An 18,930-nucleotide genomic window follows, 5' to 3' on the forward strand; every position below is an offset into this window, starting at 1 on the left:
AATGGATCGGATCTTCCTGGAGTATTACGAGGAGGAGCTGACCCACATCCGCACGCTCGCAGCGGAATTCGCCGACATGCATCCGGCGGTCGCGCGCAATCTCTCGCTCGACACCGCGCCCTGCCCCGACCCCTATGTCGAGCGCCTGCTCGACGGCGTGGCCTTTCTGGCGGCACGCACCAGGCTGAAAGTCGATGCCGAGCGCTCCAGGTTTGCACGCAGCGTGCTCGAGGTCCTCTATCCCGACCTGCTGTCGCCGACGCCGGCTACGGCAATGGCGGTGCTGAAGCCGGGACAGCAGGTGCAGACGATGAATGCCGGTCACGTCGTCAAGCGCGGCACTCGTCTGGTGTCGAGCTTGCAGCCGGGCCTTTCCACCCGAATGACCTTCACCACGGCGCAGGACGTCACCCTTTGGCCGCTGGAAATCGCCTCGGTCGGCTACTACCAGGACCGCAGCGCCCTAGCCGCAGCCGGCATCGCGGCGCCCACAGGCGTCGCCAGCGAGGCCGCGCTGCGCATCACAGTCGCCCGCACCGGCAAGGGCAAGCTCAGCGAACTGGCGCTCGACCGGCTCGACCTGCATTTTGCCGGTCGCACCAAGGCGGCACTGCTGTTCGATACCATCTTCGGCGTCTGCACCGCCATCGGCGGGCGCCAGGCAGGCAAGCAGGGCAGGCTGGCACCCCTGCCCGAACCGCAAATGGTCGGCATAGGCGATGCCGAGGCGCTGATGCCCCGGACACGCCCGACGTTCGAGGGTTATCGCCTCCTGCGCGAATATTTCATGATGCCGGAGCGGTTCCATTACGTCCGCATCGGCGAACTGCAGCCTGTCATCCGAAATTGTGACGCCGGCCTCGACATCGTCTTCCTGTTGCGGCGGGCGGCACCGGAGCTCGCCGATCTCGCGCCTGCCGATTTCGAGCTCTTTGCCACTCCGCTGATCAATTTGTTCGAACGCGAGTGCAACGTCATCGAACTCGACGCGCGCCGCACCCGGCAGGTGCTCTACGCCGATCGCACCCGGCCGCGCGATTTCGAGATCTACCGCATAACGCATGTCGAGGATGCCGAATCCGAAGGCGCTGATGCTGAAATCCCGGCGCTGTTCAGCCTCGGCCAGAACCGTGGCAATGGCTGGGTCTATTCGACCGAGCGCCGGCCCCGCCGCCCGACCGAGGACGAGCGGCGCGAGGGCATGACGCGCACGACCTACACCGGCGATGACGTCTTTCTCGCCATCTCGCGGCCGGTCGGCATGTCCACGGGCCGGACGCTCAAGCGGATCGAGATCACCGCGCTCTGCACCAACCGGGATCTGCCGATCCTCGACGACAATCCCTCATTGTCGCTCGAAAGCGGTGACCCGGTCGAGACCATCAGGTTGCTCGGCGCTCTGCGCCCCCCGCAGCATTCCATCCCCGCTGCCCTGCCCGCCGGTGCCGACGCCGAATCCCGAGCCGACGAACTGGCCTGGCGGCTGGTGGCACAGCTGTCGCTCAACTTCCTGAGCCTGGCCAAGGACGGACGGGGCGTCGATCCGTTGCATGCCTTGCTCGACCTCTATGCCGACCGCGGCGATCCGGTGCTCGGCCGCCATGTGCGCTCCATCGTCCGCATCGACTCGCAGCCGGTGATCGAGCGGCTGGCGATACCGGGGCCGATGTGCTTCGGCCGCGGCACCGAGGTTATGCTCCACGTCGATCAGTCCGTCCTGTCGGGGCAAAGCTCGCTTTTGCTGTCGGCCTTGCTGGCGCGGCTGTTTGCCCGCCATGCCGGCATCAACGGTTTCATTCGCACCCGAACCCGACTGCTCCAGCGACAGGAGGACGTGCCATGGCCGATGACGCCCGGCAACCGCTTCCTGATCTAGAGGCGAGCGGTGTGCCGACCGACGCCTATGATTTCTTCGAGCTGCTGCGGCAACTCGAACGTGGCAACCGGCTTTTCGGTCATTCCGGTCGTCTCGACCGCGAGCCTGCGCGGCTTGGCCAGCATGTGCGCCTCGGCTTTTCCACCCAGGACGTGGTCAAGTTTCAGCCGGCGACCGACAAGGCCCCGGCACGCGTCACCGTCGCCAATCTCGGCCTGCTCGGGCCGGAAGGTCCGTTGCCGCTGCATGTCACGCGCTGGGTGCTCGACCGGCTGTCGCAGCGCTGGTTTGTCGGCGCTGACGCGCACCAGACCAGCGACACGACATTCGTCGATTTCGTCAACATCCTGCAGCATCGAATGATTGCCCTGTATTATCGCGCCTGGGCTGACGCACATCCCGGCGTGCAGGTCGAGCGCGCCATCGGCGGTCGCGTCCGCTCGATGCTGGAAGCCATGGCCGGAATCGGCCTTCCAGACACCCACAATGCCAACGATCCGGACCTGGATTCGGTCAAGCTGCGGCAGGCCGCGGCCCTGGCAAGCCAGGTCGACGGACCCGAGCGGCTCACTTTGTTCGTCGCCGAAGCGTTCAATGTGCCTGTCCGGCTGAAGGAGTTCGTCGCTTCCTGGCTGGAGATCCCTGCCGCGTTGCAGACCAGGATCGGTCAGGCCAGCGCGGCACTCGGGCGGAGCGCCACCATCGGGCCGCGCAGCTTCAGCCGCCAGAACCGGGTCGAGCTGCGCATCGGACCTCTCGACTTCGAAACCTATCGGGCATTCCTGCCGGGCAGCAAAAGACTGGCGGTGCTGAAGCGCGCCATCCGCGACCTTCTCGGCGAGTTGCTCGACGTCGATCTGCGGATCGTGCTGGCACGCCAGCAGGTGCCGCCGGCGCGCCTGGGCACCGCGCAGCTCGGCCGAACGGCGTGGCTTGCGCCCCCTGCGGAAAGAGACGATGCTGAAGACATGCGCCTGCGGACACTTGTCGGCTGGCGGCCCGAAATGGCGGGAGTCGGGGCATGAGCTTGCTCCTCACGCTTGAGCAGGGACCGCGCGCACAGGCGGTGCGCCAGTCCCGGCTGGACAAGGGTGAACTTGTGATCGGTCGCAGTTCCGACGCGGACTGGCAGATCGAAGACCCCGACATGTTCGTCTCGCGCGCCCACTGCAGGATCACGGCCGAAGATGACGGCTATTTCGTCACCGACACGTCGAGCAGCGGCCTGTTCATCGATGATGCCGGCAGCCCGCTCGGATCGGGCAATGCGGCGCGCCTCAGGCACGGCATGCGTCTGCGGCTGGGTGATTATGTCGTCGCCGTCGAACTGCAGCCTTCAGCCCAGCCATCGGCGCACAAACCGCTGCCGCCGAAGACATCGACGCCCCAGCCATCGCAACCGGCGGCATCGCGTGTCCCGGTCGGCATGGGCACTGACGACTTCTTTTCGCTCAAGACCGATGAGGAGCCGCAACGGCCACGCCCCGCCGAACTGCCCAATCCCTTCGAACAGCCCGAGGCTGGCGCGTTCCGCGCCTACGAGCGTGGTGACAAATCCGAACGCAGTTCGCCGGCCTTCGACGACCCCTTCAGCCTCGATCCGGTGTCCACTCCCGCCGCGAACGGACATCCGGACGATGCCAGGAACGGCACCTCCGCCTACGCCGACCCATTCGGTTTTGCCGTGGTCGACCCTCACCCCGCCAAGCCGCAGCCGCCGCATCAGCCGGAACAGACATTCGACGCCGGTTTCGCTATGCCGCCGCTGTCGCCAGGAAAGCCGCAACCGCTCGATCCGCCGGTCAGCGCCCCGCCGGACAGGCCGGCAAACAAGGATCCGGAACCGGCGCCGTGGGATGTGCCGCCCCGCCGGGCCGACGCGCCACCTCCGCCGCCTCCGTCCCTTCGTGCCCGCGAGAAATTGAACGCCGCTCAGCCACAGGCGCCCCTTCCGTCCGACAGCGCCCTTCGTGCCGCGTTTCTGCGCGGCATCGGTCTCGACCAGGGCGACGCATCCGGCCGGGATCCGATTGCCGAGATGGAAAAATTCGGCCGCGAGTACCGCCTGATGCTCGAGGGCCTGATGCAGTTGCTGCGCAAGCGGGCCGAGGAAAAGGGCAATGCCCGCATCGAGCAGACTGTCGTGGGCTCTTCTGAGGTCAATCCGCTCAAATTCCTGCCCACCGTCGACGACGTCCTGGCAACCATCCTCGCCGAGCGCAGCCCGGGCTTCCTCGCCGGCGAGCCGGCGATTGCCGACGCGATCCGCGATCTCGCCCACCACCATGTTCGTGCCTGGCGCGGCCTGCAGGGTGCCCTGCGCCATATGATCGACCGCTTCGATCCCGTCGCGCTCGAAGAGGAGCTGAAATCGAGTTCGTCGATCGAGACTCTGCTGGCCGGCGGCCGCGGCGCCAAGCTTTGGGATCTCTACAAGAAACGTCATCGCGAGATCGCCGTGAGCGCCGAGACGCGTTTCATGGGCGAGATCGGGGCCGATTTCCGCAACGCCTATGAAGAGGAGTGACGACGCATGATCGACCGGCGCGACTTCATACTTGCTCTCGGCGCTACAGGACTGGTGACCGCCTGCCAAAGCGGGCCGCCCAAACCGTCCACAGTCACCGTCAACGTGAGCGGTCAAGCCGGCATGAACCCCGGGCCTGACGGCGGCGACAGGCCGGTGACCGTACTCGTCATGCGTTTGAAGAGCACCGGCAAGTTCAACTCGGCGGACTATTTTGCCCTGCAGGGCGACGCTGGCGCCGCTCTTGCCGGCGACCTGCTCGGCTCCGACACGCTTTCGGTCGGCCCCGGTCAGGGCGCGTCGAAAACGATCACCGTCGAACCGGAGGCAACCGCGCTCGGCTTTGTCGCCCTCGTCCGCGAACCGACGGGCCGCACCTGGCGAACGACGAAATCGGTCTCGCCGGGATCGACCCTGACGATCGCCGTGACCCTCGGCAGCGGAGGCATTTCGGCCTGACCGGCCATATCAGGAGTTCCCGATGCAGAGAGTTGCCGCATGACAGACTCAAACAGGGTGCTCTGGTCCGAAGGGCTGTTCCTCCGGACCCAGCACTTCCAGCAACAGGACCGGTTCTTCGAAGCGACGGTGCGCGGTTCCCTGCAGGCCGGGCAATTGCATACGTTCGGCTTTCGCGCACTGACGCTCGACCCCGCCTTGCTGGAGGCCGGACAGGTGGCAGTCCTGTCGGCCCGTGGCATCTTTCCCGACGGAACGCCCTTCGCCATCCCCGAAACCATGGACCCGCCGAAGCCGCTGGCAATCTCCGCCGACATGGGTGGCGGCCCGGTGCTCATCGCCGTTCCTCTGGAGCCGCCCGGCGGCGTCGGCTTCGACCCCGCTCATGCCGAGACCAGCGGCGCGCGTTATCGCGGCCGCATCGTCACCGTGCGCGACGCGGTGCATGGCGGATCGGACCCCGAGGAAATCGAGATCGCACGGCCGCAAGCGCTGCTGCTTGCCCCGGGCAAGTCGATCGGCGGCTACACGGCGCTGCCGATCACCGAGATCACCGGCCTTCGCGCCGACGGCGGCGTTGCCGTCGACGCCAGCTTCCTGCCGCCGACATTGGCCACGGGCGCCGTGCCCTGGTATGCGCAACTGCTGCAGGAGGTGATCACCGGCCTCGACCAGATCGCCGAGGCTCACGCCAAGATGGTGCTCGGCGGGCCCGGGCGCAGCGTCGAAGACCTGCTGATGCTCAATCTCGCCAACGCGGCGCGCCCGCGCCTGGCGCACATGCTGGCGCAGGACATCTTCCATCCTGCCGATCTCTATCTCGAACTTGCCGGCCTCGCCGGTTCGATGGCGACATATGGATCGAATTCGCGCCGGCTGGCCGAACTGCCGATCTATGACCACATGGCGCCGGGGCCGGCCTATTCGGCGCTTGCCGACACGCTGCGTTCGCTGATCCTCAGCCTGCGTTATGTCGAGCCCAAGTCCCGCGCACTGCCCGTCATGCGGCATTCGACCAATGTCTGGAAGGTACGCATCGACAATCCGAAGCTGTTGGTGGCGAGCCGCATCGTCATCCGCGTCGGCTCCGAGTTGTCCGAAGACGCCCTGCGCAAGATCTTCGTCAACCAGGCGACCGTTGGCGCCGCAGGCGAATTCGAAGGCCTGTGGAAGTCGCGCCTGCCAGGCATTCCGCTCAAGCCGCTGCACTCGCAGCCGCGCGAAATCCCCTATGACGGCGACCGTCTTTGCCTTGAGCTTGACCAGAGAAGCGAGCATTGGGCCTCCCTCCTCAATGCACCCGGATTCGTCATCGGCGTATCCGGCGTGCTGCCGAGCGAGCCGCAGGTCGACTGCTATTCGGTGAACAGGTGACGCGATGAGCCAGGACGATCCTTTCGGCTTGTCGGAGGATCGTGAGCGTACCCGGATACGCATGGTCGGCACGCCGATGCCACGCGCGCCGATGCCGTTTACGGCCGCGCCGCTGAAACGGGCCCGCGCCCATCCCAACAAGCTGGTCAATGCATTTTCGGCCCTGCTGGAATTCGCTCCCGAGCTCGAAAACGCCCTGCCGCCGGAAAACCCCGAAGTTCTGCGCACGCGGCTGCTGGAAGAGCTGGTCCGCGCCCGCGACACGGCCGTCGCGGCCGGATCGTCGCTCGAACGGGCCGACCAGGCTGCCTGGTCCGTCGCTGCCCTGCTCGACGACCTCGCCCTCAACACGCCCTGGGGCGGCGCCAGCATCTGGCCGCGCCAGCCGCTCGTCGTCATGTTGCGCGGCGATGTCGACGCCGGCGCACAGTTCTTCTCGCGCCTGGAAGAGCTCGAACGGCATCCCAACCGCGACCAGGAAATGCTGGAGCTGCAGTACTACTGCATGGCGCTCGGCTTCCGCGGCAAATATCGCGTCCCCGGACGCGCCGGCGATCGCTCGCTGAACGCCGTACGCGTCGCCGCCGCCCGTTTCCTGCGCAATGCCGATGCCGAGGATGCATCGCTGTCGCCCAACTGGCGCGGCGTCGTCGCGTCCGACGAACCGCCGCGCTTTACCGTCCCGCTGTGGGTGATGGCGGTCATCGCGGCCGTGCTGGCGACAGCCATCTATGTCGGCCTGTCGATGGGCCTGAGCAACCAGGCGACTCAACTGACAACGCTGGTTCGTGCCTTGCCGCCTGCCGACCGCGCCGAATTGCTGCGGACCGCGCCACAGGCCGAGGCACCGCCGGTCGAGACCGTCGATTTCGCCCTGCTGCCGGAGTTCGCCGCCGCCGCGCCGGAAGGGCTGCGCCCGGCCTTGAAGGGCGCCGAAAGCGTGTCCCTCGCCCGCCTCGTCATCCAGGCCAGCAATCCCGAGCTGTTCCAGTCGTCGCGTGCGGAACTGACCGACGGCTTCCAGCCCCTCATCACGTCGATCGCCAAGGTCATCCTCGAGAACCAGGAGCTGATCGGCAACATCACCGTGGTCGGCCACACCGACGGCATCCCGCTGCAGCGTACCAACCCGTTGTCGACCAACCAGCGCCTGTCGGAGGCACGCGCTGCGACGATTGCCGACATCCTCGTCCAGAACGGCGTGCCGCGCGAGCGCGTGCGTTCGGAAGGCCGCGCCGCCACCGACCCGGTCGCCGACGACGGCACCCGCGAAGGGCGCGCGCTCAATCGCCGTGTCGAAGTGCTGGTCGAAAAGAGGCTGTGACAGATGTTCATCCTGCGCTTCCTCTGGGCAGTACTGACATCGCGGTGGCTCTGGACCCTGATCGGCCTGGCGCTGCTGTCGCTGATCATCTGGATCTTCGGCCCGATCGTCGCCGTCGGCCAAAGCACGCCCTTCGCCTCCGAAACCGTGCGCATGGCGATGATCGCGGGCTTGGTCATCCTCTGGCTGATCTGGTTGATCCTGGCCCAGCGCCGGGCCATCCGCGCCAACCGGGTCTTCGTCGCCGAGATCGCCGCCCCGGCTGTCGAAAAGCCGCTCACCCCGGGCGAGCAGAGCGTGGCGGCGGTCGGCGCCAAGTTCCAGGGCCTGATGGACGAGATGAAGCGACGCAAGCTCGGCGGGCGCAAGTTCCTGCGCGAGATGCCCTGGTACGTCATCGTCGGCCCGCCCGCCACCGGCAAGACCACGGCGCTGCGCCAGTCCGGCCTCAACTTCCCGATCGACCTGACCGACGACATCCAGGGCGTCGGCGGCACCCGCAACTGCGACTGGTTCTTCTCCGAACACGCGGTGCTCATCGACACCGCCGGCCGCTACGTCCAGCAGGAAAGCCAGCCGGATGTCGATGCCGCGGAGTGGCTGGGCTTCCTCGACCTGTTGAAGAAGCATCGCGGCAGGCGGGCGCTCAACGGCGTCATCGTCGCGCTGTCGATCGATGCGCTTTCCGAGGGCGACGAAGCGATCAAGGCGCACGGGCGCAAGATCCGCCGGCGCCTGTCGGAACTGAACGAGCGCCTGGAAATCCGCCTGCCGGTCTATCTGATGCTGACCAAGGCCGACCTGATCAAGGGCTTCGAACCCTTCTTCGGCGGCCTCTCCACTTCAGCCCGCGAACAGGTCTGGGGCGCGACATTCGCACCCGACGCGCGCGTCGACGGCAAGATGGTAGCGAGCGAGATCTCGCTTCTGGCGACCGAGCTCGAGAAGCGGCTGGTTCCGCGCCTCGAAGATGAAGACGCCCTCGCCAATCGGGCCGAGATCTTCCGTTTCCCGGCCCAGGTCGAAAGCCTGTCCGAGCCGGTCCGGCTGCTGGTCGAGCAGATCTTCGGTGAGAGCCGCTACGAAGACAGCGCGTGGCTGCGCGGCGTTTATCTCACGTCGGCAACGCAGGAAGGCGCGCCGATCGACCGGCTGACCGCGGCACTTTCTTCGTCGTTCGGCTTGCCGCCACGGCGGGCGATGGCCTCGCCTCGCGTCGAGAAGCGCAGCTTCTTCCTCAAGAACCTGCTCACGGAAGTCGTCTTCAAGGAAGCCGGCCTCGGCATGTTCGATCCGGTCGCCCAGCGCCGCCGCAGCTGGATATGGCGTGCCGCGGCCGCCGCGTCAGGCGCAGCCGTGCTGTTGACGGGCATTCTCTTCGGCCTATCCTACTACGACAACCGCAACGCCATCGCGGCACAAGCGGGTCAGCTCGAGGCTTTGCAGGCACCGCTGGCGCCCCTGTCCGCCCGCCCGGCGCCGGTTGACGCGCCCGACATCGACGTCGCCCTTGCCGCCATGTCGGAGGTGGCCGGTGCCCGTACCGCACCGCCCAGCGGTGTCCGCGACCTGCTTGGCCCGACGGCCTCGCCGGAGCTGCTGCGAGCCCAGGCCGACAGCTACGACCATGCCCTGCGTAACATCCTCGAGCCGCGCATGGTGGCCTTGCTCGAAACGACGATGTGGCGACAGGTTCGCGATCCCGAGTTCATGCTGGGTGCGCTCAAGACCTACCGCATGATGACCGGCCTGTCGCAGATGGACCCCGATTTCGCGCAGGCCTGGTGGGTCAACGATCTGCCCGAATTCGCGCCGGTGGCGCCCTTCCCGACCGCCGACGCCGAAGAGCACCAGCTTGCCGCCATCCGCCGCATGACGGTCGATGCCAGCTACGTCGCGCCCGACCCCGCGCTGGTCGCCGAGGCGCTGAAGAGCGTCTGCACCATTTCCCTGCCTGCGCGCGCCTACAAGCAGCTCTTGGCCGATCCCGCCGTCGCCGAGCTGAAGGAGTGGATCCCGGCAAACTTTGCCGGCCCGAACGGCTCCAAGGTGTTTGCCCGGCGTTCGGACAAGACGATGCGTGTCGGCATTTCGGGCGCCTTCACCTATGCCGGTTTCCACGACGTCATTCTCGACCGCCTCGAGGAGGTAGCCGCCCAGGCGGCCCTGGACCGCGCCGTCTTTGCCGGCGGTTGCGCCGAAAACGCGGAAACCTCGGTGTCAGCGCTGTCGGAGGACATCCTCAAGCTCTATTACGAGGACTTCATCGCCCAGTGGGACAGCCTGCTGCGCGACATCCGGCTGGCCCCTCTGACCGATCTCAACGTCGCCAGCGAAAACCTCAAGGACCTCTCCAGCGCCGATTCCGCCCTCAAGCGCCTGGTCACGGCGGTGGTCCACGAAACCGATCTCGTGCGTTCGGACGAAGAGCCGGCAGGCGACAACAAGGCGGCCTCCAAGGGCGCCAACAAGCTGCTCGGCAAGCTCGGCAAGGTCGGCAAGCTCGCCAAGGCGGGTGCCAAGCTGCTGCCGCGTGCAGGCTCGGCCGCCGAAGTCGACATGACCGGCACGCTCGTCGCCGAGCATTTCAAGCCGCTCAAGGGGGCTGTCGCCGAGGTCGACGGTCAGCCGCCCATGCTCGATGCCGCAGTCGTCGCACTCACTGCGCTGTCAAACGTACTGCAAACCGTCACCGCCAATCCCGACCCGCAGGATGCCATCAAGAAGCAGGGTGGCCTCGCCGAACTGACCGGTGCCGTCGCGCGCCAGGCGCAGATTCTGCCCGACCCGATCGACGACTGGCTCGGCGGCATTGCCGGCGACACCAGCGGGCTGACCGAAAAGGCCGTCACCTCCGAGCTCAACGCCATCTGGCGCGCCGACATCCTGCCGTTCTGCCAGGCGGCCTTGACCGATCGCTACCCCTTCAGCCCGCAAAGCGCCGTCGACGTCAACGTCCGCGATTTCGCCCGCCTGTTCGGTCCCGGAGGGCTCATCGACGCCTTCACCAACGATCATCTGATCAGCTATGTCGACACCGCCAAGCAGCCTTGGACCTGGCGGGCCGATTTCGGCCTCGACGCCTCCGCCCTCGCCGCCTTCGAGCAGGCGCGGCGCATCCGCGACGACCTGTTCCCCGGTGGCACCGGGCCGCTGATGAGCTTCACGCTCGAGCCCAAGGATTTGTCGCCCACAGTAACCCGCGTGACGCTCAACCTCGATGGCCAGAGCCTCGTCTACTTCAACAACGCCACCCGCCCGCAGCCGATGACCTGGCCGGGCAAGGATGGCACCGGCACCATTTCGCTCGCCTTCCAGCCGATCGACGGTTCGCCCGAAGTGATCGTCAACGAGACCGGCAGCTGGGCCTGGCTGCGGCTGCTGACCAAGGGCCGCTTCACCGGCACGGCCCTTTCCGACGTCTACAATCTGCGCCTGGGCGCCAAGAACTTCTATGCCGACTTCGAGCTCAAGGCGGCAAGCGTGGAAAATCCCTACAACCTCCAGATGTTCAAGAGGTTCACGTGTCCCTCGAACATCTAGGTACCGGCTTCTACGGCAAGATCCCGGCGACCGGCGATTTTGTCGGCCGCGGTCTGCCGGGCGACTTCGTGCGATCCTGGGATCGCTGGGTCGCAAGCCATCTGGCGCCGCTGCAATCGTTTGACCTCTGGGCCGACGATGTCGCCCTGCGCTTCCTGCTCGGCAGCCGGGCCAATGGGCCGATGGCCGGCATCGTCGTGCCGAGCAGCGACCGCGCCGGCCGCCGTTTTCCGCTGACCGTTGCCGCTCCGGTTTCTGTCGCGCTGGATAGCCTGGCTGTCTCGGCAGTGGAGTGGTTCGACGATGTGGAGGCCGTGGCCGACGCCGCGCGGCATGGCGATGTCGGTCCCGACGCGTTCGCCGAAGAACTGGCCGGACTGCCTTTCCCCACGAGCGAAGCCCACGGCGAGGCCGTTCTCGGCATGCTGTTCTGGACCAAGACCTGCGTGCCGATGGACGTCGATCCCACCGAGCCGCGCTCGGCGCTGGACCGGCTGCTCGCGGCGAACGCGGAGACCGGCTGATGCAGATCTGGAACCAGACCGGCTTCGTCCACGAGTTCACCATGGGCATGGACAAGGAAGCCCGCGAGTACCTGGTCGTGGTGGTCAAGGGCACGTTTGATTTCCCCGCCACTCCAGGCGGGCCAGTGCGCAAGTCGGCCGAGCAGGTGCCGCTTGTGATGGCCGACATCCCCACCGGCGCACCCGGCTATTCCGCCACGCTTTGGGAAACCGACTTCGCCTTCCGCAAGCCGCGCTGCGACGTGATCGCCAATGGTTGTGCCTATGCGCCCGGCGGACGGCCGGTCGAGCGCGTGCCGGTGGGCATCAAGATCGGCGCCTGGCAAAAGCTCTTCGAGGTGGTCGGCACCCGCGAATGGCGCGCGCGCGGGCCGCTGTTCATGGCAACGGCGCCGCAGCCCTTTCTTCGCCAGCACTTTTCCTACGACACCGCCTGGGGAGGCACCGATCGCCTCGACCCGGAGGACAAGCTGCCGGCGAGCTACAAGCTTAATCCCGTCGGCACCGGCTGGGCGCGCACCCGCAACCAGAACCTGATCCCGGGGCTCAGGCTGCCGAACACCCAGGCCATCGGCGAAGACATCGCCTCGCCCTTTGGCGACTACAGGCCGATGAGCTTCGGCCCGATGGGACGCGGCTGGCCGGGCCGCATCGAACATGGCGGCACCTACGACGACAACTGGGCCAAGAACATCTTCCCCTTCCTGCCGCCGGACTTCGACGAACGCTATTTCCAGATGGCCCCGCCCGACCAGCAGATCGACCCGCCGAACGGCGGCGAGGAAGTGGTGCTCGTCAACCTCACGCCCCAGGGCAAGACTTGGTTCACCCTGCCGCAGGCCACATTGCCGATGACGATCTTCCGCGACGGCGACAAAGTGTTGGAACGCTCGATCCTGCCCGACACCTTGCTGTTCGACCCCGACAACCGCCGTCTGTCGATGGTGTGGCGGGCAGACGTGCGGATACTGAAGATCATCACCGAGTTCGAGGAGGCCTGGATAGGCCCGCCAACCGAAACGATGCTCAGGGCTCGGCGAGAGGGCAAGGAATACGCCCGCGACGTGGCGAAGCGGCAGGAATTCGTGGACGACGAACAGGATGCCGCATGACCGCCCATCTCGCCATTCTTGCCAGCGGGATGGTCACGGCCGTCGGCCTCGACGCGCCTTCGGCCTGCGCCGCGATGCGGGCGCGCCTGGACGGATTTCGGGAAACGGGCTTCCAGTCGGGCCCGGATGAGGCCTTGGTCGGCGCTCCGGTGCCGCTGGTTCACGAAATGCTTGGCGAGCGTCGCATGGCCTACATGGCGGCGGCGGCGATACGCGAGTGCTTCGATGCCCTGCCCGAGGCAAGGGCTGCGGCGACGCACCTGATCCTGTGCGTTGCCGAACCCGCGCGTCCCGGGGCTCCAGTGACCGACAGCAAGCGGCTCGTGCAGCGCATTGGCGACCTGCTGGCAGGGCCGGCCAACGGACCCGCACGCGTGATCAGTGAGGGCAGGCCCTCAGGGCACGCGGCCCTGCGCACCGCCGCCCGGCTTCTGGCGCATGCAGAGGCCGAATATGTCGTCATTGCAGGCGTCGACAGCTACCTGACCTCTGGGACGATCACACATTTCCTGGGCGAGAACCGGCTGCTGACACCGGACAACGCCAATGGCTTCATTCCCGGGGAGGCTGCTGCGGCCATCCTTTGCGGCAAGGCGAGCCGTGGCGCCTTTCGGCTTGCCGGGCTCGGCCTCAGTCGCGAACCGGCATTCATCTACAATGGCCTCGACGAAAACGGCGCGCATCTTCCCCTGCGCGGCGACGGCATGACGGCGGCATATCGAGATGCGCTCGGCGAATGCGGGATAGAGATGGCGCAGCTCGGCTACAGGATCGCCGATCTGGTCGGCGAGCAATATTGGTTCAAGCAATCGGCCCTCGCCTCGATCCGGCTGGTTCGCGGCGCCCATGGCTTCCAGGACATCTGGTCCCCGGCTGAGTCGCTTGGCAATGTCGGGGCGGCGGTCGTGCCGGTGATGATCGGCATGGCGATGGCCGCGGCCGCCAAGGGATATGCAGCCGGTACGCCCGTGTTGGTCGAGGCCTCCGGCGACAGCGGCGCCTGCGGCGCGGCCATCTTTTCCGCGCGTGTGCAGTGATGGCGAATGTCTACGCCAACGGGCTGGAGATTTCGGGCAAGGGCAGCGACGGAAAAACCATAGCTGCCTTCCCCGACACCTGCTTCACCCCACCCCAGACGCCGGCGACACCGCCGGGCGTGCCCATTCCCTACCCCAGCTTCGGCATGTCAGGCGATACCGACAAGGGGACAGGTACGGTCAAGATCGCCGGCAAGACCGTCAACATCAAGAACAAGTCGTATCTGTCGAAGACGTCCGGAACCGAGGCCGGTTGCGCGCCCAAAAAGAACATCATCACCTCGAAAAACACCGGTAAGGAATATTTCCACTCATGGTCGAACGATGTGAAGTTCGACGGTGAACCGGTCATCCGCTTCACCGACATGGCGACCAACGATCATGCCTCGCCACAAGCGGGCACCCCGCCCTGGGTGCATGTTCTCAAGATGAATGTCGGCGGCATTACCTGCGGCAAGCTTCTGAAAAAGATGAACCTGCGGCTTCACCCCCACAACAAGAAGAAATGCCCCAAGGGCTACCAGTCGGAGCACTACGTCGGAAACGAGTATTTCCAGGAGGATCGGGCGAGCAACACGTCCTACGATCAGTGGAAGGAATACAGCGTCCGCAGGGCACCCTGCGTCTGCATCCGCTCGATGAAGCACAAGAAGGGCGGCGGTTTCCAGGAAACCGGCAAGGGCAGCCGAAAGGACACGCCGCACGATACCAAGACCAAGGCCGTCAACGACTACAACGAGAAGCGCATGGCACAGACGGGCAGGTCGCCCAAGCTGCGCGGCGCTGTCGCCAAGGGCACCAAATCGATCGCCGAGCAGCACAAGGAGTGCAGGGACGCGGGCCCGGCTACGCAAAAGAAGGTCGCCAAGTGCCTGTCGATGGTCTTCATGGCCTATATGCAGAGTGTCGTCGGCCCGCCGCCTCCCGAGAAGACCATGGAGGAGTTGAATGAAATGCGGACCATGCGCCACAGGACGGTCAAATGACGGGTCAAAAGGACATCGACCAGGTCCCGCCCGCTGAAATCTACCTGGAGGCGATGCGGGCGTTCCACGTCGGCGGCACGCTCTTTGGCGTGTCCGTCGAGTTGAGCGACGAGTACAGGGAGCGTGGCCGCTCCTATCTGTTGCTGGTCGATTTCAATGGCCGCCAGGCACGGTTCGACATTCTGTTGCAACTCGAAAACCAGATGCTGTCACACATCAGCACCTCGCCACAGGATCATGTGCTTCTGGAGGTGGGCGGCCTCACCCATTTCCTGCGCGGAACGGCGCGCACCACTGCGCGGGCGCCGGAGCCCTTTTTTCACAAGCTGTTCCTGCCGGCCGGCGGGCCGCTGTTCACCTATGGCGAGGACGGCAGCGTCTGCCGGTTCGAGGGCGGCACCTGGAAGCCGATCAGGCCCCTGGTGTCAGCATTCCTGAGGAACATGCACGGACCATCCGCCTCTCAGCTTCACGTCGCAGGCGACCACGGCACGCTCCTGCATTTGGTGGGCGACAGCTGGCGACAGGTCCCGCTCGATTTCAACCGTTCCATTCAGGCTATCCATGTCGCCGGCGATGGCACCGTCAGCATCGGCTGCGAAGACGGCTTTTGTTTCGAGTACCGCGACAGCGAACTGAAGCAGGTCGACGCACCCGACAGCGACTTCATGTCGATCCGCGACTTCAAGGGGGCACGCTACTGGGGCGACAATGATTTCGGGCTTTTCGTTCAGCAAGATCGAAAGCTGAAGAAGTTCCGCGCCCTCGGATTTGCCTACGCCATGGAGCCGTCGGACGAACTGCTCGTCATTACTGGCTGGAAAGAGGTCTTCGTGTTCGACGGCAGCGGCTGGTCGGGATTCGAATTCGGCTATGATGGGCACCTCTATATCCAGGCTATCGACATGACCAGGCGCTATATCTGACGTGCTGCGCCGTTCGCCGCGAGGAATGCCCTCACCTTCTCCAGTTCCAGTTCTCCCACCCGGATCGGTCGCTTGGTGTCCAGCATCCTGACGACGAAAAGCTCCCCCGCCTCCGGGTACTCCGTGTAGCGCTCCAGGGCGATTTTACGCCCCGCCTCTCCTGCGACCCGCAAGCCATCGAGATGCGCTTCCAGACGTTCGACGAGCCTCGCCAGGCGTTCCTCGTCCATGTCGGGGTTTTCATCCGGATGAAGCAGGTGATGATCGTAGACCGTCCACAGGAACGCCGCCATCTCGGCGTGCTGACGTACGATCTCTCGCAGCACCGGCGCTGGCATCAGTTCAGATTGACCGAGCCGCCGCGAATGCGGTTGGTCGCACTGGCGTGGCTCGTGACGTAGGTACCGCGGATCGTTATGTGGCCATCCTTTTCCATGATGATCGTAGCCTTGCCGCAACGCAGTTCCATGCGCTCCTCGGCGACGATCCTGACCAGGTCGCCGTCGCGAATGACCTGTGGCGCAGATGCCTTGCGGGCCGGCGCGACGATGCGCCCGACGATGAGCGGCCGGCCGACGTCACCGCCCTCGAAAAGCAGTGCCACCTCCGCGCCGATCATGTCTGAACTCATCTCCGCCAGGCTGCGCGCGCGAACCGCTGTCTCTTTCGCGTTGCCGGGAAACACGACGAGCGGTGCCTCCCCGTCAAAGCCGAGGAAAAGTCCGATCACAACCCCATCGATACGCTTTGCGGTCTTTGTCATCGCAACTGCCCTAGTTCTGCTTGATCTCCGAACCCTTCATCGTGATGTCGCTTGATGCCTTGACGTTGATCTTGCCCGACCCCTGGACGGTGATGTCCTTGCCCTCGATGTTGATGGTGCCGTCCTTTTTCATCGAGATCGCCGCCGAGCCGCATTTGATGACGATCGAGTCGCCCGCCTCGATCAGAAGGTCCTTGCCGATCTTGATGGCTCCAGACTCGCCGACCTGAACCAGGCTGCCCTTGGCAATCTTCAGGGCACGGTCGCCACCAACCTCGGTGGTGTCGCCGTCGGCGATCTTGGTGCTGCGGGCCTTGCCGATGCTCGTCGACTTCGCGCCACCGATCTCGAAGGTCTGATCGGCACTGATCTGTACGCTCTGATTGGCCGCGACCTGCCAACTGTCGTCGGCACCGATACTATGGCTCTGCGCGGCGCCAACGCTCACCGAGCGGCTGGCGCCGATCGTGTTCGACTGTGCCGCCCCTACCGTGCGCGTCTCGCTCGCCCCGACGGTGTCGACCCGCGCAGCCCCCACGGTGATGGCCTGTGCAATGGCAACCGTCTGCGCATGGTTGGCGCCGATCGTTTCCGTCGAGTTGGCGCCAATGCCGATGGTTTCGTTCGAACCGACAGTCAGCGAGCGGTTGGAGCCCACTGTCTCGGTGTCGTTCGAACCGATGTTCGTGGTCTGGTCGACGCCGACCTTGACCGTCTTGTTGTTGCCGACGTCCTCATCCAGATTGTGGCCGACCGAATGCTTGGCGTCGTGATCGATCCGGTCGGACTGGTCGTGCTGCACCAGCTTGGTGCGGTCGTTCTTGACCAGCAGCTTGTGGTCCTTCTGCGCCTGGAAATTGACCAGTTCCGAGCCGGCCTTGTCCTCGAACATCAGCTCGTTGTAGCCGCCTCCGCCCTTCGATGAGTCGGATTTCCAGCCTGATTGCGTGGCATTGCCCGGCAGCCCGTAAGGCGGCATCTGGGAGGCGTTGTAGACACGGCCGGTGATGATCGGCAGGTCGGGATCGCCTTCGATGAAGTCGATGATCACCTCCTGGCCGATGCGCGGGATCTGGATGAAGCCCCAGCCGCTGCCGGCCCAGGTCTGCGACACCCGCACGAAGCAGGAGCTGTTCTGGTCCTTTTTGCCCAGGCGGTCCCAGTGGAATTGCACCTTCACCCGGGCATATTCGTCGGTGAAGATCTCCTCGCCCGATGGCCCCACCACGGTCGCCGTCTGCGGCCCGCGCATGATCGGCCGCGGCGTGATGCGCGGCGGCCGATAGGGCAGGCTTGCCGGCGCCACGCCGAGAACCACGGTGAAGTTGTCGCCTTCCGTCTTGATCCCGGTGTGGTAGCTCGGGTCGAAGATCCGATACTCGACGCTCAGCACCAGATATTCCTGGTTCTGGTCCTCCCGCGGAAAGCCGTCGAGCTTGAAAGTACAGCCGGAAAAGAGCCCCCGCACCGTGCCGGCTGCGGCGATGCGCTGGTGCACCGCCTGCAATTCCTCGCGGCGCACCGCGGCAATGCTGTCGCCGCGGCCGACATCGAGATGCGTTCCCGGCTGGCGATAATTCTCGCCGTCGGCGAGCTTGTGCCCGAAGGCCTGCTCGGACTTCGCCATCAGGTCGGCGCCCGGCTTCTTGAAATCGTAGTCGGTATGGGCATAGGCGCCCGGACGCACCGAACTGCCGGGAATCCACTCGGTGATGTATTCGACGTCGCGCCGCGTGCCCTGCCCTTCGAAATGATACGGCACCTTCTCGTAGCCTTTGGGCGGCTTGAGCTTGGTCATGGCGTCGGCCAGGATCAGCTTGTGTTCGCCGTCGTCGTGCTCGAAGAAATACATGACGCCTTCGTGCTCGAGCAGCCGCTGCACGAAATCGAGGTCGGACTCGTCATATTGCACGCAGTAGTCGCGCGGCGGATACGATCCCTGCAGCCGCTTGTCGAACTTGGCCGCCCCGTACTTCGAGAAGATCTTCTCGACGATTTCGATGATACTCATGTTCTGGAAGATGCGGCAGTCGGTGGTATTGCCGAGGAACCACAGCCATGGCCGTACGGTCGCCTCGTAATAGGCGAGCCGGTCTTCGATCCGCGTCTGGCGGAAATCCGAAACGAGCCCGCTGAACCAGCGCGTCGGCTCGGACTCGCCTTCGACCGACACGGCGCCACCCAGAATCTTCAGCGGATCGATCTCCGCGTCGCTGCTGACGAAGCCCACCGTGTACGAAAAACAGCGGCTGACCTCGTCTCGTCCGATGAGGTGGGTGAAAGTCAGCGTATCGCCGCCAAGGGGAGTCCGGACCACTGTCGCGCGATCTTTAGCCATGGCGTCGTGCCTCTCCGGGGACGGCCGGACTTCAGCTTCGAAGCTTAGCACAAGTTTTTCGGCCGGCCAAAGCGGGCACGCGGAAAGGGCTCAACTGGTGGCTGCGAAATGCCCCTGTGCCGTTGTCGCCGCAAACTGCTA

The 18,930-nt window shown here is 65.5% G+C and carries 15 protein-coding genes; 12 read left to right on the forward strand and 3 right to left on the reverse strand.

The window, feature by feature from the left end; translation table 11 throughout:
* Position 1: 1 nt before the first annotated feature.
* Genes tssF through ASC75_RS14525 form a run of 12 tightly spaced genes read left to right on the forward strand, consistent with a single transcriptional unit; the run spans position 2 to position 15,688 of the window.
* Entirely contained in the window at positions 2 to 1,876 is a 1,875-nt protein-coding gene (gene tssF, locus ASC75_RS14470; protein ID WP_055976599.1) for a type VI secretion system baseplate subunit TssF, read from the forward strand.
* Positions 1,840 to 2,901, forward strand: coding sequence for a type VI secretion system baseplate subunit TssG (tssG, locus tag ASC75_RS14475; protein WP_055977651.1), 1,062 nt, complete (start codon positions 1,840 to 1,842; stop codon positions 2,899 to 2,901). Before tssF ends, tssG begins: the two co-directional genes overlap by 37 nt.
* The gene (gene tagH / locus ASC75_RS14480) at positions 2,898 to 4,403 is read left to right on the forward strand and encodes a type VI secretion system-associated FHA domain protein TagH (protein ID WP_055976601.1); all 1,506 of its coding nucleotides are present in this window, start codon (positions 2,898 to 2,900) and stop codon (positions 4,401 to 4,403) included. Before tssG ends, tagH begins: the two co-directional genes overlap by 4 nt.
* A 6-nt stretch (positions 4,404 to 4,409) precedes the next feature.
* Positions 4,410 to 4,862, forward strand: coding sequence for a type VI secretion system lipoprotein TssJ (tssJ, locus tag ASC75_RS14485; RefSeq protein ID WP_055976604.1), 453 nt, complete (start codon positions 4,410 to 4,412; stop codon positions 4,860 to 4,862).
* Between the two features lie 39 nt (positions 4,863 to 4,901).
* Positions 4,902 to 6,236 (forward strand): type VI secretion system baseplate subunit TssK, encoded by a 1,335-nt coding sequence (tssK, locus tag ASC75_RS14490; protein ID WP_055976608.1) that lies wholly within the window; start codon positions 4,902 to 4,904, stop codon positions 6,234 to 6,236.
* Positions 6,237 to 6,240: 4 nt separating this feature from the next.
* Positions 6,241 to 7,560, forward strand: a complete 1,320-nt coding sequence (gene icmH, locus ASC75_RS14495) for a type IVB secretion system protein IcmH/DotU (protein WP_055976611.1) — start codon at positions 6,241 to 6,243, stop codon at positions 7,558 to 7,560.
* A 3-nt stretch (positions 7,561 to 7,563) separates the two neighbouring features.
* Positions 7,564 to 11,103: a type VI secretion system membrane subunit TssM gene (tssM, locus tag ASC75_RS14500; protein ID WP_055976614.1), complete on the forward strand. Its 3,540-nt coding sequence runs from the start codon at positions 7,564 to 7,566 to the stop codon at positions 11,101 to 11,103.
* Positions 11,085 to 11,627 (forward strand): type VI secretion system-associated protein TagF, encoded by a 543-nt coding sequence (tagF, locus tag ASC75_RS14505; protein WP_055976617.1) that lies wholly within the window; start codon positions 11,085 to 11,087, stop codon positions 11,625 to 11,627. Before tssM ends, tagF begins: the two co-directional genes overlap by 19 nt.
* Positions 11,627 to 12,739 (forward strand): DUF2169 domain-containing protein, encoded by a 1,113-nt coding sequence (locus ASC75_RS14510; RefSeq protein ID WP_055976620.1) that lies wholly within the window; start codon positions 11,627 to 11,629, stop codon positions 12,737 to 12,739. Before tagF ends, ASC75_RS14510 begins: the two co-directional genes overlap by 1 nt.
* Positions 12,736 to 13,776: a beta-ketoacyl synthase N-terminal-like domain-containing protein gene (locus ASC75_RS14515; RefSeq protein ID WP_055976624.1), complete on the forward strand. Its 1,041-nt coding sequence runs from the start codon at positions 12,736 to 12,738 to the stop codon at positions 13,774 to 13,776. The genes ASC75_RS14510 and ASC75_RS14515 overlap by 4 nt, the downstream gene beginning before the upstream one ends.
* Positions 13,776 to 14,762: a DUF4150 domain-containing protein gene (locus ASC75_RS14520; protein ID WP_055976627.1), complete on the forward strand. Its 987-nt coding sequence runs from the start codon at positions 13,776 to 13,778 to the stop codon at positions 14,760 to 14,762. Before ASC75_RS14515 ends, ASC75_RS14520 begins: the two co-directional genes overlap by 1 nt.
* Complete coding sequence (locus ASC75_RS14525; protein WP_055976630.1) at positions 14,759 to 15,688, forward strand: hypothetical protein; 930 nt, start codon at positions 14,759 to 14,761, stop codon at positions 15,686 to 15,688. Before ASC75_RS14520 ends, ASC75_RS14525 begins: the two co-directional genes overlap by 4 nt.
* Here ASC75_RS14525 and ASC75_RS14530 read toward each other — a convergent pair.
* The 3 genes from ASC75_RS14530 to tssI are packed head-to-tail and all read right to left on the reverse strand — an operon-like array spanning position 15,679 to position 18,789.
* Positions 15,679 to 16,026, reverse strand: coding sequence for a hypothetical protein (locus ASC75_RS14530; RefSeq protein WP_055976634.1), 348 nt, complete (start codon positions 16,024 to 16,026; stop codon positions 15,679 to 15,681). The two genes, ASC75_RS14525 and ASC75_RS14530, sit on opposite strands and share 10 nt — an antisense overlap.
* On the reverse strand, positions 16,026 to 16,451 hold the full coding sequence (locus ASC75_RS14535) for a DUF6484 domain-containing protein (protein WP_055976637.1): 426 nt from the start codon (positions 16,449 to 16,451) through the stop codon (positions 16,026 to 16,028). Before ASC75_RS14535 ends, ASC75_RS14530 begins: the two co-directional genes overlap by 1 nt.
* A gap of 10 nt (positions 16,452 to 16,461) precedes the next feature.
* Positions 16,462 to 18,789 carry a type VI secretion system tip protein TssI/VgrG gene (gene tssI, locus ASC75_RS14540; protein ID WP_055976640.1) on the reverse strand — a complete coding sequence of 776 codons (2,328 nt, stop codon included), beginning with the start codon at positions 18,787 to 18,789 and terminating at the stop codon, positions 16,462 to 16,464.
* Positions 18,790 to 18,930: the final 141 nt, after the last annotated feature.

The organism is Aminobacter sp. DSM 101952 (assembly GCF_001424795.1).
Classification (GTDB): Bacteria; Pseudomonadota; Alphaproteobacteria; order Rhizobiales; family Rhizobiaceae; genus Aminobacter; species Aminobacter aganoensis.

Bases quoted from the DNA above. Each gene is read 5' to 3' on its own strand.
- tssF (WP_055976599.1), top strand. From the start codon at position 2: ATGGATCGGATCTTCCTGGAGTATTACGAGGAGGAGCTGACCCACATC.
- tssG (WP_055977651.1), top strand. From the start codon at position 1,840: ATGGCCGATGACGCCCGGCAACCGCTTCCTGATCTAGAGGCGAGCGGT.
- tagH (WP_055976601.1), top strand. From the start codon at position 2,898: ATGAGCTTGCTCCTCACGCTTGAGCAGGGACCGCGCGCACAGGCGGTG.
- tssJ (WP_055976604.1), top strand. From the start codon at position 4,410: ATGATCGACCGGCGCGACTTCATACTTGCTCTCGGCGCTACAGGACTG.
- tssK (WP_055976608.1), top strand. From the start codon at position 4,902: ATGACAGACTCAAACAGGGTGCTCTGGTCCGAAGGGCTGTTCCTCCGG.
- icmH (WP_055976611.1), top strand. From the start codon at position 6,241: ATGAGCCAGGACGATCCTTTCGGCTTGTCGGAGGATCGTGAGCGTACC.
- tssM (WP_055976614.1), top strand. From the start codon at position 7,564: ATGTTCATCCTGCGCTTCCTCTGGGCAGTACTGACATCGCGGTGGCTC.
- ASC75_RS14510 (WP_055976620.1), top strand. From the start codon at position 11,627: ATGCAGATCTGGAACCAGACCGGCTTCGTCCACGAGTTCACCATGGGC.
- ASC75_RS14515 (WP_055976624.1), top strand. From the start codon at position 12,736: ATGACCGCCCATCTCGCCATTCTTGCCAGCGGGATGGTCACGGCCGTC.
- ASC75_RS14520 (WP_055976627.1), top strand. From the start codon at position 13,776: ATGGCGAATGTCTACGCCAACGGGCTGGAGATTTCGGGCAAGGGCAGC.
- ASC75_RS14525 (WP_055976630.1), top strand. From the start codon at position 14,759: ATGACGGGTCAAAAGGACATCGACCAGGTCCCGCCCGCTGAAATCTAC.
- ASC75_RS14530 (WP_055976634.1), bottom strand. From the start codon at position 16,026: ATGCCAGCGCCGGTGCTGCGAGAGATCGTACGTCAGCACGCCGAGATG.
- ASC75_RS14535 (WP_055976637.1), bottom strand. From the start codon at position 16,451: ATGACAAAGACCGCAAAGCGTATCGATGGGGTTGTGATCGGACTTTTC.
- tssI (WP_055976640.1), bottom strand. From the start codon at position 18,789: ATGGCTAAAGATCGCGCGACAGTGGTCCGGACTCCCCTTGGCGGCGAT.